Annotated in this window: 16 protein-coding genes and 2 pseudogenes; 9 read left to right on the forward strand and 9 right to left on the reverse strand. The window is 63.5% G+C overall.

The window, feature by feature from the left end; translation table 11 throughout:
* Positions 1-74: 74 nt before the first annotated feature.
* The 3 genes from GQR16_RS04590 to GQR16_RS04600 all read right to left on the reverse strand — a co-directional run bounded on the left by GQR16_RS04590 (position 75) and on the right by GQR16_RS04600 (position 2,172).
* A complete protein-coding gene (locus tag GQR16_RS04590) occupies positions 75-686 on the reverse strand; it encodes an ATP-binding cassette domain-containing protein (RefSeq protein ID WP_157413960.1) in 612 nt (203 codons plus the stop codon).
* A complete protein-coding gene (locus GQR16_RS04595; protein WP_157413961.1) occupies positions 677-1,579 on the reverse strand; it encodes a peptidoglycan-binding domain-containing protein in 903 nt (300 codons plus the stop codon). Before GQR16_RS04595 ends, GQR16_RS04590 begins: the two co-directional genes overlap by 10 nt.
* 116 nt (positions 1,580-1,695) lie before the next feature.
* Positions 1,696-2,172: a hypothetical protein gene (locus tag GQR16_RS04600; RefSeq protein WP_157413962.1), complete on the reverse strand. Its 477-nt coding sequence runs from the start codon at positions 2,170-2,172 to the stop codon at positions 1,696-1,698.
* A 602-nt stretch (positions 2,173-2,774) separates the two neighbouring features.
* Between GQR16_RS04600 and GQR16_RS20160 the strand changes: the two are divergent.
* Both GQR16_RS20160 and GQR16_RS20165 read left to right on the forward strand, forming a co-directional pair.
* Positions 2,775-3,071, forward strand: a pseudogene (locus GQR16_RS20160) (AfsA-related hotdog domain-containing protein); the annotation flags it as partial.
* Between the two features lie 68 nt (positions 3,072-3,139).
* On the forward strand, positions 3,140-3,574 hold the full coding sequence (locus GQR16_RS20165; RefSeq protein WP_157413964.1) for an AfsA-related hotdog domain-containing protein: 435 nt from the start codon (positions 3,140-3,142) through the stop codon (positions 3,572-3,574).
* On the opposite strand, the gene GQR16_RS04615 is transcribed toward GQR16_RS20165, so the two are convergent.
* Entirely contained in the window at positions 3,546-4,199 is a 654-nt protein-coding gene (locus GQR16_RS04615) for a ScbR family autoregulator-binding transcription factor (RefSeq protein ID WP_157413965.1), read from the reverse strand. The two genes, GQR16_RS20165 and GQR16_RS04615, sit on opposite strands and share 29 nt — an antisense overlap.
* Positions 4,200-4,339: 140 nt before the next feature.
* Here GQR16_RS04615 and GQR16_RS04620 point away from each other — a divergent pair, with 140 nt between their 5' ends.
* On the forward strand, positions 4,340-5,803 hold the full coding sequence (locus GQR16_RS04620; RefSeq protein ID WP_157413966.1) for an SCO6880 family protein: 1,464 nt from the start codon (positions 4,340-4,342) through the stop codon (positions 5,801-5,803).
* A gap of 206 nt (positions 5,804-6,009) precedes the next feature.
* Here GQR16_RS04620 and GQR16_RS04625 read toward each other — a convergent pair whose 3' ends face one another.
* Genes GQR16_RS04625 through GQR16_RS04635 form a run of 3 tightly spaced genes read right to left on the reverse strand, consistent with a single transcriptional unit; the run spans position 6,010 to position 8,431 of the window.
* Complete coding sequence (locus GQR16_RS04625) at positions 6,010-7,092, reverse strand: hypothetical protein (protein WP_157413967.1); 1,083 nt, start codon at positions 7,090-7,092, stop codon at positions 6,010-6,012.
* Positions 7,089-7,688 carry an ABC transporter ATP-binding protein gene (locus tag GQR16_RS04630; protein WP_157413968.1) on the reverse strand — a complete coding sequence of 200 codons (600 nt, stop codon included), beginning with the start codon at positions 7,686-7,688 and terminating at the stop codon, positions 7,089-7,091. The genes GQR16_RS04625 and GQR16_RS04630 overlap by 4 nt, the downstream gene beginning before the upstream one ends.
* Complete coding sequence (locus GQR16_RS04635; protein ID WP_170298409.1) at positions 7,679-8,431, reverse strand: peptidoglycan-binding domain-containing protein; 753 nt, start codon at positions 8,429-8,431, stop codon at positions 7,679-7,681. The genes GQR16_RS04630 and GQR16_RS04635 overlap by 10 nt, the downstream gene beginning before the upstream one ends.
* Positions 8,432-8,522: 91 nt before the next feature.
* On the opposite strand from GQR16_RS04635, the gene GQR16_RS19565 reads away from it, so the two are divergent.
* Positions 8,523-9,152, forward strand: a complete 630-nt coding sequence (locus GQR16_RS19565; RefSeq protein ID WP_170298410.1) for a hypothetical protein — start codon at positions 8,523-8,525, stop codon at positions 9,150-9,152.
* A 950-nt stretch (positions 9,153-10,102) separates the two neighbouring features.
* Positions 10,103-10,984 (forward strand): ScbA/BarX family gamma-butyrolactone biosynthesis protein, encoded by an 882-nt coding sequence (locus GQR16_RS04645; protein ID WP_157413971.1) that lies wholly within the window; start codon positions 10,103-10,105, stop codon positions 10,982-10,984.
* On the opposite strand, the gene GQR16_RS04650 is transcribed toward GQR16_RS04645, so the two are convergent.
* Entirely contained in the window at positions 10,956-11,609 is a 654-nt protein-coding gene (locus GQR16_RS04650; RefSeq protein WP_157413972.1) for a ScbR family autoregulator-binding transcription factor, read from the reverse strand. The genes GQR16_RS04645 and GQR16_RS04650 overlap by 29 nt on opposite strands.
* A gap of 83 nt (positions 11,610-11,692) precedes the next feature.
* Here GQR16_RS04650 and GQR16_RS04655 point away from each other — a divergent pair, with 83 nt between their 5' ends.
* From GQR16_RS04655 to GQR16_RS04670, 4 genes and pseudogenes are all read left to right on the forward strand, one after another.
* A complete protein-coding gene (locus GQR16_RS04655) occupies positions 11,693-12,610 on the forward strand; it encodes an NAD-dependent epimerase/dehydratase family protein (RefSeq protein ID WP_170298411.1) in 918 nt (305 codons plus the stop codon).
* A 378-nt stretch (positions 12,611-12,988) separates the two neighbouring features.
* Positions 12,989-13,822: pseudogene (locus GQR16_RS04660) on the forward strand (type IV secretory system conjugative DNA transfer family protein); the annotation flags it as partial.
* 89 nt (positions 13,823-13,911) lie between these two features.
* On the forward strand, positions 13,912-14,394 hold the full coding sequence (locus GQR16_RS04665) for a single-stranded DNA-binding protein (protein WP_157413975.1): 483 nt from the start codon (positions 13,912-13,914) through the stop codon (positions 14,392-14,394).
* Positions 14,391-14,972, forward strand: coding sequence for a hypothetical protein (locus GQR16_RS04670; protein WP_425482609.1), 582 nt, complete (start codon positions 14,391-14,393; stop codon positions 14,970-14,972). The genes GQR16_RS04665 and GQR16_RS04670 overlap by 4 nt, the downstream gene beginning before the upstream one ends.
* 50 nt (positions 14,973-15,022) lie before the next feature.
* Here the strand turns inward: GQR16_RS04670 and GQR16_RS04675 are convergent, their stop codons facing one another.
* Positions 15,023-16,252, reverse strand: coding sequence for a tyrosine-type recombinase/integrase (locus GQR16_RS04675; RefSeq protein ID WP_157413976.1), 1,230 nt, complete (start codon positions 16,250-16,252; stop codon positions 15,023-15,025).
* Between the last annotated feature and the right edge of the window lie 146 nt (positions 16,253-16,398).

The raw sequence follows: 16,398 nt of genomic DNA on the forward strand, positions 1-16,398 counted from the left end.
GTGCCGTCCGACTCGCTCCTGTCCAGACGTTCCGCCAGGCCTCCGTTGCGATCTCACGTACGCGCATTCCCGGTTCAGACATTCGACGACACCCGCTCCAAGTGCACTCCGCGTTGGCATGCTGCCTGTGTGCTCGCGCTATGCGTGGCGACGAAGACGAGTATTCCGCGGTCGGCGAGACGCTGTAGAGAGTGCTCGACTTCGGCAGCAGTCTCTTGGTCAAGTTGCGCCGTCGGTTCATCGACGAGCAGAAGGGCAGGGTTGGCGGCTACGCCGCGGGCGAGCATAAGACGCTGCGCCTGTCCTCCTGAAAGCGTACTGAATGGCTGATCGCCGATATCGGAAAGCCCGAACTCATCCAGGATGCGATCGGAACGCACCTCGGCCTCGCGCCGGCTCGATCCCCGCGCGAGAAGCGGAAGCACGACGTGGTCGCGAGCAAGCCGTGCGGAGACTCCGTGCGGGTTCTGAGTGACCCAACATGCCCTGCCTTCGCCGTCGCGGGCAACCGACCCACCGGAAGGCACCACAAGGCCGCCCATAATCGCCAGCAGTGTTGACTTCCCGGCGCCGGACGGACCCATGAGGGCCACGGTCTCGCCCGCCACGAAGGTGCCAGTCACCGGTCGAAAGAGCGCACGGCCAGGCGAGAATTCATGGGTGACCTCGTTGAGTGTCAACCGCATGTGGTGGTCTGGTCCGGCTGAATCTCAACTCGAGCGGGGAGTTCGCCATGTAAAGAGGGCAAGACATATGTCTCACCGAGTTGCGAGGACACGAGCCGGACCTGCGCTGGTCCATCTGGCCCGACGACGCAAGCGCGATCACCTTCGATAGCTACGAGCGCACTAGCTGGCACCACCCCGACCGTCACCGGCTCGAGAAGAAGTGACGCAGCCACGACTGCGCGTGCACCGCTCGCGTCGGGATCGACCGCGCCTGCAGCCTCCGAGATTGCCCTTAAGAGCTTTTCGTCTGTCACGCGACCGTCGTCACTCACTGGGGCCGACACCTCTCCGATTCGAAGAGCACGGGGACCAGGAATGAGGTTCGAAGGCGAATCCACGACGGCTGCTGATCCGTCGCCCGACCGAAGGGTTGCGAGCGGATCCCCCGCAGCAACGAAACGCCCGAGTTCTCCGGAGCACTCCAATACTTGGTTCGTCACGTCTGGGATCCAAAGCACGTCGGCAGCAAGGAGCGAGGATGTGTCGTCCTCTGGTGCACCGCGCAGCGTGTTGACCGCACCGATACCGGTGTTTCCGAGCGTTCCGTCGGCAGCGACGGAGAACCCAAGCCTCTGGAGTTCTTCCTGCAGCGCCCGCACGTCAGATCCGGAATCGCCAACAGCGAGCTCCCTCCACAGGGGTACGGCGGTCTTGAGAGCCACAATCGCACGCCCGTTCACCGAGAACGGTGCTGAGCCAGAGGTGATGGTCGAATCTTTTCGGCAGGTGGTGGCTGTGATCCGTCCCGACGCTGGCGAGGTGAGGATGGTCGGTTCCGCCGGGAACGCATGAAGCGTGACTGGCCGCTCGTCCGTGAAACCACGGTTCACGACCTCAATCGTGCCGAGCATTGCTGGCGAGCCAACCGCTGCTGGCTTGGGGACCGGAAGGACGAGGAAAGCGATACAAGCACCAAGAGCTGCCGCCCCGATGACGAGGACGCTAAGGACGGGCCATCCAGCCTTGCTCATTGCTTGAACGCCGTCGTTGGCTCGGCGTTGCACCTGCTGAACTCGGGCGATGAGATTGAGAGTGGGGATTCACCGAGACCCGCCATGTAGTCCGCCGCAGTGAAGTCGTGATCAATGACGCCGGCGCGGATGAGGCACGCAAGCATGAGTTGAATCTCGTCCTCCCCCGCTGGATTGCGTTTCACCTGCCAATATGTCCCGGAAATGCGATTGAACGGTCCTTCGCATGCTGTGAGCGCCGGAGGACCATCATCAGAGAACGGCCCGTCGATCGTGTACCCGCCCTCGCTGGTGAACTCGGTGACCGTAAAGCCAGCGGCCGCCGTGCAGGACACGAATGCGTCCTCCTGAGCGACACGTTCTTCGTCCGTGATCTGGCCGTCTTCCAGGATCTGGAGTTCAAGATCCGTGGTTGCGGCTTCGCGCAGGGCGGCGAAGTTGTCCTGCCATCCGGGGTCATCGAGTTGGGGCACGGCGCCGCCGCCCCCGATCGTGGCCTGCGGGGAGCACCCGGTGAGGACCGCGAGGAGGACGACGGCGACGATAATGCGTCTTCGCACTATGAGACCTGCGTACCCGAGGACTTCCAGTCCACATAGCTGATCACTGCGCTGGTACCGCCAATGCCCACCCAGGCCCCGTAGGTTCGGGTCGTTCCTGTGGAGGTGCGGGTAACCCAGTGCCTGACAGTAAAGCACCCGGGCTTGTTGTACGTCGCATCGCGCTGCGTGTTGTAGCACGTGCCCGCTTGGGCCGACTCAGACGGACTCGCCAACGCGCCTCCGGTTAGCACTGCCGCTCCAAGCGCAGCCACCGCTGCAGCGGCAACCAGACGTCGCCGGACATTCATCGCAAGTTTCATGTCGTCCTCTCGAGGCCACCTTGGCCCTTCCAACGCGAGAGCATATGGGAACGACACAAACCGGTCAACCGGCATGATATGGTCCTCGAGTGAGGCGGGCGACGCTTCGTCTTTCAAACTGTGGAGTCATGTGTGCTGTCCTTCGAGCGCCCTGTAACCCGCGCTCTCGTACACCGGCAATCGACGAGTGAGGTCTTTCCAACGGATTTGGTGATGATCGCCGAGGACCGGTTTGATGTAGCGATTCAGTGGCCCCGCCGACATGGGTTTTTCCGGACGCACCCAGTCGATTCCGCTCTCGTCGCGGAATCCGTCCGTCAGATCACGATCCTTGTCTGCCATGTCGGATACAACGTGCCGCTCGACATGAAGTTCCTCATGACCGGTTTGGGGTTCAAACTGCGTGATGGACTACCCGAGCCCGCGGACGGCGTTGCCTTGGAACTCGTGGCCCATGTGACGGGAGGATCGATCCGGCGCACTGCTCGTGGCGATCTCCGGGGCGGCAGATTCGATCTCGAACTGCATGGCGAACATGGAGTCGTCGCGACCGGGCATGGGATGCGTTGCTGCTCAGCATGGGCGCCTACAACCGAACGCGTGGAGCTGCCGTCGAGGCTGAGCCGCGGCCAACCCGGCGTGCCCCGCTTATCGCGGCGTCGGCGGTCGGTCGGTCCAGCCCGAACGACGTGCTGCTTCTGCAAACGGAACGCGGCCTCGAGATCGACGTCGATCGCGGGCACCCGATCTTCTTCGACCACCTACTTGACCATGTTCCAGGGACCGCCCTAATCGAGGCGTGCAAGCAAGCGGTTCAGGTCGCAACGGGGCGGCCCGACGCTGATCTATGTGCGTTCGACGGCGACTTTCAACGGGTCGTGGAGTTCGACGAGCCCGCGCAGGTCCGAGTCCACGTCGAGCAGAACCTGGCAACGTGCACTATCACTCAGGACAGGCGGGTCGCGTTGGTCGCGAGTGCGGCGCTCAACGCACCGCAGTTGCGTGCACGATGAAGATGCGATCAGCCGCCTCGAACCAATCGTCGAGGGTGTCAGGCGGGACGATCGCGGCGAGAAGCACTTGCCACATCTCGTGCACCCGTTCGAGAAGGTCCTTACGTTCGCTGAAGGTTTCAGAGACGAGTTGCACGCCTGTGAAGGCTGGGATGATGAATCGGGCCAGGATCGCCGGCTCCACTCGAGCTCTGGTTTCGCCGGCACCCGCCGCCTGCGCCGCGAGTTGCTCGAACGTAGTCATCCAATCTTTGTACGGATCCTGTATCGGCGCGTCGAACGTCGAGCTGTCCGTGGTCAGTCGGATTCCTGCACGAACGATCGGGTCATCGATCAGGCGAACCACGAGGTCCGCGCAAAGCCGCATCATCAGCTCGACGGCTGGCCCACCCGACTCAATGATCTCGATCGCAGCTGCACGGGTGGTCGCGTGTTGCTCGTCGATAAGCGCCCGAGCAATGTCCTCTTTGGACTGAAAGTGAAAGTAGAGGGCGCCTTTGGTGACGCCTGCCGCTTCTCCGATATCCCCGAGCGTTGCGTTCGCGTAGCCAACACGCCTGATCACATCCGCAGCGCCGAGCATGATGTTCTCACGCGTGACGCGCGCACGTTCCTGCTGAACCATCCAACCCCGATTCGATTCCGCCTGAAATCCAGCCTAGCGAACGGGCATGCGCCCCCTGCACCATCAACTGCAATGCGCCCGCGACCACCCGAACCGAGCGTGCCCGTGCCACCGCCAACTGCACGAAAGGACGCCTGACCATGCACACCGCCACAGCCCCGACCGACACCAGGCTCGCGCCTGTCCAGTTCTCGCGTCTGACCAAGCGCGGCATCCTGATGGGGATGTCGGCACCGCAGCTCGTCGCGCTCGGAATCGCGATCCTGGTACTCGTGAGCGCGCTCTACACAGCCGGCGCATCTGGCGTCGCATGGACGTCACCGATCTGGGGCTCTGCAGCACTCATCGCTGTTTTCCCACTCGGCGGCCGAAAGCTCGTGGAATGGGTGCCGATCACGACGAAGTGGATGCATCGCGCCGCGCGCGGCCAGCTCACCTACCGGCGTCGGATCCTCCGCCCCCGCCCGGTCGGCACACTCGCGCTGCCCGGCGACGCGGCCGCACTCCGCGAATGGCACGATCCCGAATCGGGCGCCGTGATGATCCACGACCCACACGAGCAGACGCTCACGGCGATCTTGGCGATCTCCCACCCGGCGTTCGCGCTCATCGACCCCGGCGAGCAGCACCGACGGGTGCAGGGATGGGGGCGCGTCCTCGCGGGCGCCTGCCGGTCGGGACGAATTGCACGCATCCAGGTCAGCGAACGAACGCTCCCCGACTCCGGTACCGGCCTCGCCGAGTGGTGGGAACGCCACGGCACCGACGACGACTCATGGGCCGCGAACACCTATCGTGACCTCATCGAACGAGCGGGGCCGGCTGGCGAGCGACACGCGACGACCATTAGCCTCGCGCTCGATCTGACCGCCGCCGCGAGGCAGGTCCGCGCGAACGGCGGCGGCATGCGCGGCGCTGCCGCCGTCCTACGACAAGAGATGACCGCACTCTCGAGCGCGCTGCGCACCGCCGACCTCATCGTCAGCGGATGGCTCACCGCTGCGGAGCTCGCCGTCGCCTTGCGCACCGCCTACGACCCCGCGATGGCCGTGGAGCTCGACCGCCACCCGGATGTCGGCCGGGACCTCGCCACCGCCGGCCCGGTCGCTGTCACTGAGACCTGGGATCGCCTCCGAACCGACTCCGCGTACCACGCCGTGCTCTGGATCAGCGAGTGGCCCCGCTCGCAGGTCTATCCCGGCTTCCTTGCGCCCATCGTCTTCACGAACGGCGTGCTCCGCACACTTGCCCTGCACTACATCCCGGTGCGCGCCGACCAAGCCGCCCGCGACATTCGCAAGAAGAAGACCGAACTCATCAGCGACGCCCACCAGCGCAGCCGCATCGGTCAGATCGAGGATGCCTCCGCCACGGCGGAGTACGGCGACGTCCTGCAACAGGAAGCCGACCTCACCGCCGGCCACGGTGTGCTGCGTGTGACCGGGCTCGTCTCCGTGTCCGCGCCTACCTTCGATGAGCTCGACATCGCCGTTGCGACGATCGAGCAGGCGGCGATCCAGGCGTCATGCGAAGTCCGCCGCCTCGTCGGTCAGCAAGCCCAAGCGTTCGCTGCGGTGAGCCTACCCATCTGTCGTTCAGTCTGATGAACACCCAGATGTCGACCGCGTGTTGATGTGCTGCAGCACGCTTGGCGAGCATGGTGAATTTACGACTGGGCAACAGCTCGAGCCCGAGGACATTCCCGGCGATACCGTTGTGAGCGTTCGGAGCCGCCTCAGATCCCATGAAACGCGAACGCTAAGCGGACTACACGTGCCCGCCGGTATTCGGTGCACGATCATGGGCGGCGCTACCGAGCTTTTAGATATCGGTACTGAAGAGTCGGACGCACACAAAGAACGCCAGCCGCGGCACCGCTGAGTGCGCAGATCAAGGCTGCGCCCACCTGGCTGGCAAGGCCCGCGAAGAGCGCTGGCTGGTCCTCCGATAGGACTGCGTGGTTGAGCAGCACAAAGCCTCCAGCGAGGAGCAACCAGCAGACGGGTGCAGCCCACGTGAGCGTCTCGAGTTGCATCTGCAGAACGAGTTCTCGTTTGCGGACGCCGAGTTGCATTGCGGTGCTTAGCTCTAGTCGCCTCGCCCATAGCGCAGCGAAGCCGACTAGAGCAATTGCGAGCGGGCCAAGGGCTGCCGCCATGCGTGTGATTCGGTGCGAGAATTCTTGTTGGAACTCCGGAGCGGTGCCGAGGGTCATGTTCAACTGCGCGGCTTGCGGCAGGCTCGCGCCTTCGGGCGCAGGGTCGGCCGTAAATGCAAGCAAGTCCACCGCTGCGTATTCGTAAGGCCAGACTCGGATCCAGCATTCGTCGAAGTGGCCCGCCGGTGGCACGACCGAAAGCGCGCTACTCGCTAGCCGTCCGTCTCGTCCGTCGTCGGCGAATGGGTAGGTGCCGCGGATTGCGACCCGCTCTCCAGACTCGAGCTCAAGCGCGTCGGCACCTTCCATCCCGAGTTGCTCGGCCACCTCGGTGGAGAGCAAGATTCCAGAGACGTTGACCGGATCCGGACTGCCATCGAGAAATGCAACCGGGTCGCCCGCGATTTCGACGATTGGCAGGGGACCTTCGGGGAGTGCCATCGGACGGAGGGTGGTCTCAGTGAAACGCAGGGCCATCGCCGACTCGACGCCCTCCACCGTCTCCAGTGCAAGGCAACGGCCTGGGTCAACGGTTCCATCAGTCTGCAATGTGAGAACGGAGGCGCCGCTTGCGTTGAACGCATACGCGGATTGCACGATTCGGACGGCCTGATATGTATCGGCAAGAAGAGTCCCCAGGCCTATGAGGAGAACGATTAACGCCCAGGTCACCGCCCGGGTCGCACCCGAGCGGACGTTCCTTCCGGCCTCCGACGCGATGGCTCGCAGCTTCATGTCTGGGGCGTGAGGTCGATGACGGAATCGCACGCATCGATGACCGACTGGTCGTGCGTCGCGACGATCGTGATGCGGCTCGAGGAGCGAAGGTTGATGAGCGTCGTGGTTACCGAGGCGGCACTCGTGCGATCGAGTTGAGCTGTGGGCTCATCGATAAGGAGGCATTGCGGATCCCGCGCCATCGCTCGGGCCAGCATCAGGCGCTGCGCCTCGCCTCCGGACAGAGATTTGAATGGACGGTCGGCGGTCGCTCCGAGACCAAACCGATGCAGGATGTCGTGTGCGATTGGGTCGGCAACTGTCCGGTCCATGCCCTGCGCAAGCAATGGAAGCGCGACATGATCTGCGGCGGATCGCGCGGGCACACCATTCGCAGTTTGGAAAACCCAGAAGACTTCGTCGACGCGCTCGAACGTGATCGACCCCTCAGTGGGGGAGATCATGCTCGCGATGATCGAGAGGAGCGTCGACTTGCCGGAACCAGACGGACCGACCAGCGCATAGAGCCTGTCGGCCTCGAACGTCAGCGAGAGCCCCTGGAAGAGCCATTGATCGGCGAACTGATGCCCGATGGCGGCGAGCTCTATTCGCACTGTTGTCCCGGAGGTGCGTCTACCAAGACGTGCAGCGGCACTTGGCTGGGGTCGTTGGGTTCCACGAGTGTGCTGCCCAGTCTGGAAGCCACGATTCTCACGTGGTAAAGGTCTTCTCCGTCCGAGACGCATTGCGCCTCACCTACTCCGAAAATGCTCGAAGCAGGCACTGTGAGAACGCGGACTGGATCGGCGAGCGTGAGCACCCCGGTCAGTACAAGGTCGCTGTCGCTCGACAGATACTCGATGACCGCCGGCTCGGCTGCAAACGCAGTGAAGTCGCCATTGTCCGGCGACGCTGTTCCTGCGTCCCCTAGCTCAAGCGTGGTCTCGCCAACCGTGAGGTGGCGTGCCCCTGGGACGAGGTCCTTCGGTATCGGCGCCACGCGGACCGACGTGATCTCGTTGTGCAGGGTAGCGAGAGGAACAGCCGCTGCGACAAATCCGCCAATCGTGGCCGGACAGGATTCGATATTGGCGGCGTAATTGGGCATCCAGATAGTGGTTTCAACATCAAGAACTCCGTCGTCTGACGGCACTCCTCTGTCCTTGTAGAACTCCTCGGTGGCGACCCGTGTCTGCCAGTCGAAGGTACCTGTGACATCGATGGCGTAGCCGAGGGCCGCCAGCGATTCTTGTACCCCCCTCACGTCTTCTCCTTGCTCTCCGCCAACCAACGTCCTCCAGAGTGGTGCGCTAGTTCCAAGGACCATGATCGGGCGCTCGTCGAGCGCCGCAAGCACCGTGCCACTCGTGATCTCGGCACCTGGGCTACAGGCATAGCTTGTGAGAGTCCCGCCACGCGGGCTCGCGAGCGGCGCAGGGGAGGAGCGCGTGAGTTCGAGAGCGACCTGCCGCTCATCGGGATACGACGACTCGGAGATCTTCAACGTCGTGGGCGTCGCAGGAGAGCCCAGCGATGTTGGCAGCAGCGGAGGGACGAGCAAGCTGCCGACGCAGAGGCCCACCGCCAGGGCGGTGACGGCGATCAATGCGCTGGGCGTCCAGCTGCCACTTCCCGGGGACCGAGGTCTCTTCTTCATCGACGTCACCTGGCGAAAGTTAGTTCTGAGGGTTGCTCATGCAGCTATCGAAGACGTCCGGGTCGACCTCAAACGGCAGAGGGTCACCGTCGGTGGAGGCCTGAAGGTAACGCTCAAGGTCGTCGCCCGAGATTGTTTCATCGATGCCGCCATGGCGCTCGAAGCACGCAACCACGATGTCTTCAAAATCCTCAGCATCGGGGTTGGTAATCATATTCAGATACAGCGGCTCGATGAGGGCGCGAGTCCCGGTCGAGCACTTATCGGCCACAGCGTCGTATCTCCCAGTGTCGCCACCAACCGCGTAGATGTAGTAACCGCCCTGGTCCACAGGTTTGACCTCAGCGCCGGCGTCCTCGATGCATCGGACATATCGGTCAACTGCTTCTTCATACTCTGCCCGGGTGACGTTCAGGTCTGAAAAAACCCCGCGCTCGAAGTCGCTCGATGCTCGATCCAGTGCCTCGCGCGCGGCATCAGAGTAAGGACCGTCAGCTTCAGCAGGGCTGGAACAGCCGGACAATAGCAGGCACGCCCCGAGCGTCAGTGCCGCCGGGGCGTGCCAGATTCGGTTGCTCAAAAACTCGACCAACCATCCATGCAGGTTCCGCCGATTCCGCAGGATGTTCCGGCTCGATGCGCATGGCCAGCGTCAGACCCGTTCGAGTTCGACACGTAGGCGTATGAGTTGTTCTTGATCGGACTGTCGTAGGCAGAGGGCGACGTGCCAATGTACCGCCAGACGCGAGCCTGCCCGTAGGAGGAACTGGAACACCCGTTCGGGTTGCTACCTGTCCAGGTCGAGCCTTTGGTTCCGGTCCAAACACACACGGCTTCCGCTGGGCCAGCACCGGCCAAGCTCATTCCAAGTGCCAGGGCCAGCGCCACAACACCCGCGGCCACCGTCGTCCGTTTCTTGCCCGGCATTGCCGCAATAGCTACTGACTTCATTCCTTCTCCACTCTGAGATGTGACGCCGACCTCCAATGGAGACTCAACATTCCACAGGGGGAAGTTCCACGGCGTGTCTGGTCGGTTACAGAAACGGATCGACGATGGTGCCGGTTCCCCCACCGGCGCCATCGTCGATCCAACACCTCGTCCGCACCGTGTGTCGCGGTGGGCCTTAGCTCAACGCCTGAGGATGTGCCTCAAACAATACCGTGCGACCGGTATTTAGCAATACCCTCGGCGCTATCCATCTGATTCGCACGCGCGTTGGCGCGTTCCGAGTGACGCCACGTCGACGATCGAATGCTTGGCCTCTGGCCTCCGGGATGCTCCTTCGCGTGGAGAAACCGGTCGACCGGCATGATATCCTCCTCCGGTGAAGCGGGTCTTCGCTTCATTGATTGAGCCCTGGAGTCACGCGTGCTGTCCTTCGAGCGCCCCGTTTCTCGAGCTCTCGTTCATCGACAATCGACAAGCGAGGTCTTCCCAACTGACTTGGCCCACATCGATGAGGACCGGTTCGAAGTCGCGCTCCAGTGGCCCCGTCGTCACGCATTCTTCTCAACAAGTCCTCCTGACTCAGCAGCCGTCGCGGAATCGATCCGGCAGATCACGATCCTCGTGTGCCACGTTGCGTACGGGGTGCCGCTGGACATGAAGTTCCTCATGACTGGTCTCGGCCTTGATTTGCGGAAGAACGTCCCGCTGGCTGCGGACGGCTCCGCGTTGGAGCTCGTGGCCCGCGTCGCGGGCAGCTCGATTCGTCGCTCGGCGCGAGGTGAACTCCGCAGCGCGCGCCTCGACATCGAGCTGAGCCATTTGCACAGTGTTGGCGCCTCCGGCCACGGAGACGCGTTGGTTGTCGGCAGCACCGCCTATTGGCGAACACGTGGAGCAGGAGCAGGCGCGACACCGCCGCTTGACCGGCGCGGGCCACTCGTCCAAGCGTCAACAGTAAGTCGAGCGAGCGCAAACGATGTACTGATCGTCCAGACAGGTCGAAGCTTCGAAATCGACGTCGATCGAGGCCATCCGATCTTCTACGATCACCTGCTGGACCACATCCCTGGGACGGCCCTGATCGAGGCCTGCAAGCAAGTCGCTCAGGTCGCAACCATGTGCCCTGAGGTCGACCTGTTCGGTTTCGAAGGCAGCTTCCAGAAGGTGGTCGAGTTCGACCAACCTGCAGAAGTCGTCGCGCAGATCAGTGGGGACCACGGGCGGTTCGAGATCATTCAGGCGGGACAGGTTGCGTTGACTGCCAGCGCGATGCTCAGACGGTTGAAGACTGAGGTGCGGTGAACACCGACTCGGCCACGGCGAGCCAGTCATCAAGTGCGTCGGGAGCCACAATGGCCGCGAGAAGCACCTGCCACATTTCATGCACTCGTTCGAGTAAGTCTTTTCGTTCGCTGAACGTCTCAGATACGAGCTGCACGCCGGTGAATGCAGGGATGATGAAACGCGCCAACGCGTCGGGCTTCACGCGAGTCTTGGTCTCCCCCGCCCGCTCAGCCTGCGAAGCGAGTTCTTCGAACGTTCCCATCCAGTCCCGGTATGGATCCTGCAGCGGCGTGTCCAGGGTCGACGTATCAGTTGTCAACGTGATGCCGGCCCGGACGATCGGATCATCAACGAGGCGCACTGCGAGGTCTGCGCACAGCCGCATCATGAGTTCCACGGCTGGCCCACCAGATTCGATGATCTCTACGGCGGCTGCACGAGTCGATGAGTGCTGTTCCTCGATGAGGGCGCGGGCGATTTCTTCCTTGGACGCGAAGTGAAAGTACAGCGCACCTTTGGTGACCCCTGCCGCTTCACCTATCTCGCCCAGCGTTGCCGCCGCATAACCGACACGTCTGATCACGTCCGCCGCGCCAAACATGATCTTGTCACGCGTGACGCGCGCACGTTCCTGCTGAACCATCCAACCCCGATTCGATTCCGCTCAGGAATCAAGCCTAGCGAACGGCACCTGCCACAGATGAAGAGATTGGAGGGCGTGGAATCGTGAAGACCACCACCTCACTCATTGCCGTGTTCGGAGCGGGCGGGTTCATCGGATCCGCCGTCGATCGGGCGGTTCGCGAATTGCCGAGTTGGCGCGGACGCGCGATCAAACGGCAACCTGGCGCGTCACCGTTCGCCGCGGACATCCGCGACCCGGCCGGAGTCAGTGCGGCACTCACAGGTGCCGACGCTGTCGTTCACGCCGCGAGTTACATCGGTACGGATCCCGCCCTTTGCGATGCGATCAACGTGGAGGGGGCGCGAAACGTCGCTCAGGCCGCGCGCGCCCGCGGCCTTCGCGTCACCTACGTGAGCACCGCCGCCGTCTACGGGCGCGAACCATACGACTTCATCCGGGAGGAAACGAGACAGGTACGCCCGGAATCCACGCTGAGCAAGAGTCGTGCCACGGCGGAACAGATCATCCTCGACCACGGTGGGGTGATCATCCGTCCGCACTTGGTGGTGGGCGCCGGCGATCGATGGGTGGGCCCGGGAATCGCGGCGCTCGTCCAAGTGATCGGGGGCCTGGTCGGAGGAGGCTCTGCCAGGCATTCAGTCATCGAGGTCGACACCTTGGGTCACTTGGTAGCCGAGATCGCGACTGCGCCGTCGGTCCCACAATCGACGTTTCACGCAGCGCACAATGCCCCGTCTACCGCGTTGAACATCACGACGCAGATGTGGCCCGAGTTGGACGAGATTGCTTCAATCCACCTGCACGCGGCACAGGCGCTCGTCAGCGTGACCCCCTCACTCTCGAGCGCTCTCCGCTTGTTCAGCGTCGACCACGTGCTCGACAGCGAGGCGGCGCGATCCATTAGTACGTCGCCGCAACTCAGCTCCGCGTTTACCCTCTCCTCGACAGCGCAGACGTGGTACCGACAATTCAGACCGCTTGGTAGAGGTCACAAGTAGGTTGCCCCAACATGGCTGAGAAACTTGTCGAACGGTGTTGTTTCCCACCCTCCGCTTCGACGGACTCTTGCTCGTCGGCCGCCGAAATGTCAACGTTGTGAGGACTTTTACAAACCGGTTGCCCTTCTTTTGGGGTATTGCTTCGGACGCCCCGGGCCCGCATGCTTGCCACCTGGGCATGCCTAGCGCGGCAGCAGCACCACTGACCTCCTTTGGCGCCTTTCAGGCGTTCGTTTGAGACCCGAGAATGGGGTGTCGTCAGCCCCGGATACCGTGATCAGAATGCCCGCAATGGCACAGGAGTTGGGAAGTACATATGAGCGAGTCCGAAGGGCTTCCTGCGCGCGGCGTGGTCTTCTGGCCGGTCGGCACAGGCGAATGCTCGAAGCCGACCCCCGCACCCGCGACTCCATCTGGCAAGGCGTATCGCTCTCGCTCGGAGCGCTCGCCGACCCACGCGTGCTCGCTGCCGTCTCCCCCGACCTCGACGAGCAGTTCCACCCGGACGAATTCCTGCAGAGCAACGGCACCCTCTACCTGCTCGCCACGGGCGTCGGCGCGAACAACTCCGCATCCCTCGTAGCCGCGTTCCTCGAAGACCTCATCGAGACCGCCCGCCGTATCGCCGCACGCAATACCGGCGCCAGGCTCGACCCGCCCCTGCTGCTCGCGCTCGACGAGATCGGCAATCTCGCCCCGCTCCCCTCGCTGCCCAACCTCATGGCCGAAGGCGGCGGCACCGGCATCACGACCATGCCCGTGTTGCAATCTCTCGCGCAGGCGCGCACCAAATGGTCTGACAGCGCCGCCAGCACGATCTGGGATGCCTCGATCGTGAAAGTCGTACTCGGCGGCGCCTCGAACTCGAAAGACCTCCACGACCTCTCCACCCTCATCGGCGACCGTGACGACGCCACCGACTCCACCACCATCGGCGACCGCGGATCCCGGTCCGCGCAACGTTCCGTGCGCCGCATCGCGACCATGCCACCCGAAACCATCCGCACGCTGCCGTTTGGCACCGGCCTCATCCTGCTCCGTTCGGCACCGCCGATCATTGCCCGTCTGCGCGCATGGACGAACCGCGCCGACGCCAGAAATCTCCGCGTAGGTCGGGTTGAGATCGAAACCCTCCTGCGCGAACCCGCTCCCGTCGCTGATCCGGTGCCGGAAGCCGAGTCCGAACCGGCCGATGCCGAACCTGCCGAGTGATGCCGGGGCTGCTCGACCTCGGGAGCGCGCGGCGCACCTGATGGTGAGAGCGGATCGTCGATCCGCCCAGCACAGAAAGGCAAAGTCCCATGGCTCTGCACACCCAGCAATCGATCTCCGGCTTCATCGCCACCGACCCTCAACAGACTGTCACCGAACGAGGCGAGACCCGCTTCTACGCCCGCATCGGACAGCCTCGATTCCGTCGCGAAGACGACGGCTCCTTCACCGAACTCGCCCCCACCTTCCACGACCTCGTGGCATACCGCGCTACGGCCGACCGCGCCATGACGCGCTTCGCGAAAGGCGACAGCTTCGTCGCCGAAGGCTACGTCCGCACCTTCCAAGTCGAACGCGACGGCGAAATCGTTGACCGCGAGGAGTTCGTCGCCAAAAAGCTCGGTCACGACCTCGCCCGCACCGAGTACGACGTCGACCGCACCCACCGGCACCCGACGATCCAGACGGATGCCACGGCGACCGCCACCGAGGCATCCAGAACCGATCGCGAAGCCGCAATCCGCCGCGGTGCCGCTCCGTCGCAGTTCGGAAACGCCGCACTCGGCTTGTGAACCCTGTGACGACCTCTCCGCACACTGAGCGCGCCGGCGCCGAGCATGAGTCCTGGCTCGACGTCGGCGCGTTCAGCACGTCATTCGACGACGACGCGTTCGACGACCTCGGCGAGCAGCTGCTCGCCGAGCCGCCGCACCCGATCAACTGGAACCTGCTCACGGCCGAAGAAGCCGAGCTGGCCTGGATCGAGCTCAACCGCTGGGTCAACTGGCTCCGCTGCACCTATGGGCTCCCGGCGTCGATCATCCCGCCGCTCTGGCACCGCCACCCGGAGCTCGTCTGGGAACTCTCAGCCCTCCACCTGCACTGGCTCAGCGCCTACGATCCCGAGCAACACGGGTCCGCGCCCTTCGGCTGGCACCGCGACTTCGCCGACGCCCGCAACCGCCTCCACGATTGGGTCGCCACCTCCGGCACCCGCCTCGACCGTGACCGTCCCACCCGCCAAACCGCTTGGCCGGGCGAACCGCATGTCGATACTGTCCAGGAGACCTCCTTCACGGATCGAGACGCCGACTTCGTCGAGTTCGTCTACGTCGACATCCAACGTCGAAACCTCCGCGACAGTGCCTGAACCGCAACGACCTGGTGCGCGGGTTTCTCGCCCAACCTAGTCGCTGTGGCCTACGCCTCAGGATTCGGCGTCCAGACAGCGTCGTCTGCCGCTTCCGTCGGCGCCAGCCTCTGGAGCACCTGCGCAGGCAGCGGGCTCACACGACGATCTGGCTCGGCGTAATGGTCCTTCGTCGTCGATGTCGAGGTGTGTCCGAGTTGGTCGGCGGCCGCCTGGATGCCAAGCTCGTGCGCGATCAACGTCGCTCCAGTTCGCCGGAAGGCATGAGGACTGATCTCGAGACCACCGAGCCCGGCTTCATCGAGAATCTGGCGAAACGTCCGTCGAACGTTGAAGGGAGCCAACGGCGTACCATTTCGCGTGAAGAACAGCAGGTGCTCCTGATCCTCGCGCTCGTCGTCTGGAATGAGTGCCAACCGGCGACGAAGCACCTCGGCCACGAAGGCCGGCACAGCAACGAGTCTGTTCGACTCGTGAGTCTTCGGATGTGCCTGACGGCTCACGCCGACCCCCTTGCGCCAGATGATCGTTCCTGCGATCCGTGCTGTGGGCGGGTCGACGGTCATGTCGATATCGCACTTGCGCAGCGCGAGCGCTTCGCCGATCCGCGTCGCGGTGCCGAGCATCACCTCGATGACGTCTCGAACCTGGCCATCAGGCTTGACTCCCATTCGTCCGATCCCGTGCTCCCGCGCGGCCTTTCGGATCAACGCGACCTGCTCCATAGTGAGCGCCTTCGGCACCTTCCTCGGCCGCTTCATTTGCGCGGTCTCTTTGATCGGATTCGTCGCGATGACGCCATGACGGGCTGCGAACCCGAGGATCATGCTCAAGATCGTCTTAGCTTGTTTGGCGCGCGAATACGAGGTCGCGCGTTGCGTCTTGAGGAAGCGGTCAAGCCGGGCGACGGTCATCTCCCGCACGGTGAACTTCTCGAAAGCCGGCATGACCCACAGCCTGAGCGCCTTCTGGTAGGTCTCCTTTGTGCTCTCCGAGCGGTCGACGTCCATGCGCAGGTCCTCGACCCACGCTTCTGCAAGCTCGCCGAACGAAGAGTCCGCGGTCACATCCTCTCGCCCACTGCTCACGCGGACCCGATTCGCGAGTTCGAGCTTGAGGGCTGTTTCTGCGCCCTTCCGGCTCTTCGCGGTCGCCGTGACTTTGCGCGATTGGCCGTCCCAATCACGGAATCTCGTTGTCGCCCGGTACTTGCCTGGTGCGTACTCGGTCGTGGCGATCGATCCGAACGTGCCCACCGGCTGGCGTGGTCGCCCCACCATCAGAGCTGCACCGATTCAGTGAATCGGCCTGACTTTCGTTCCGTTCTTCAAGCAAGGATGGAACTCGATGAACAGGAAATACTCGCCGGAGATGCGTGAGCGGGCGTTGCGGATGCTCGCTGAGGCTCGACCTGAGCACCCGAACC

This window comes from Agromyces allii, assembly GCF_009749385.1.
Classification (GTDB): domain Bacteria; phylum Actinomycetota; class Actinomycetes; order Actinomycetales; family Microbacteriaceae; genus Agromyces; species Agromyces allii.

What these genes read in the sequence shown, in the direction of transcription:
- GQR16_RS04620 (WP_157413966.1), top strand. Translation starts at nt 4,340, where the DNA reads ATGCACACCGCCACAGCCCCGACCGACACCAGGCTCGCGCCTGTCCAG.
- GQR16_RS04665 (WP_157413975.1), top strand. Translation starts at nt 13,912, where the DNA reads ATGGCTCTGCACACCCAGCAATCGATCTCCGGCTTCATCGCCACCGAC.
- GQR16_RS20165 (WP_157413964.1), top strand. Translation starts at nt 3,140, where the DNA reads ATGGGCGCCTACAACCGAACGCGTGGAGCTGCCGTCGAGGCTGAGCCG.
- GQR16_RS04650 (WP_157413972.1), bottom strand. Translation starts at nt 11,609, where the DNA reads ATGGTTCAGCAGGAACGTGCGCGCGTCACGCGTGACAAGATCATGTTT.
- GQR16_RS04675 (WP_157413976.1), bottom strand. Translation starts at nt 16,252, where the DNA reads ATGGTGGGGCGACCACGCCAGCCGGTGGGCACGTTCGGATCGATCGCC.
- GQR16_RS04615 (WP_157413965.1), bottom strand. Translation starts at nt 4,199, where the DNA reads ATGGTTCAGCAGGAACGTGCGCGCGTCACGCGTGAGAACATCATGCTC.
- GQR16_RS04625 (WP_157413967.1), bottom strand. Translation starts at nt 7,092, where the DNA reads ATGAAGCTGCGAGCCATCGCGTCGGAGGCCGGAAGGAACGTCCGCTCG.
- GQR16_RS04595 (WP_157413961.1), bottom strand. Translation starts at nt 1,579, where the DNA reads ATGCTCGGCACGATTGAGGTCGTGAACCGTGGTTTCACGGACGAGCGG.
- GQR16_RS04590 (WP_157413960.1), bottom strand. Translation starts at nt 686, where the DNA reads ATGCGGTTGACACTCAACGAGGTCACCCATGAATTCTCGCCTGGCCGT.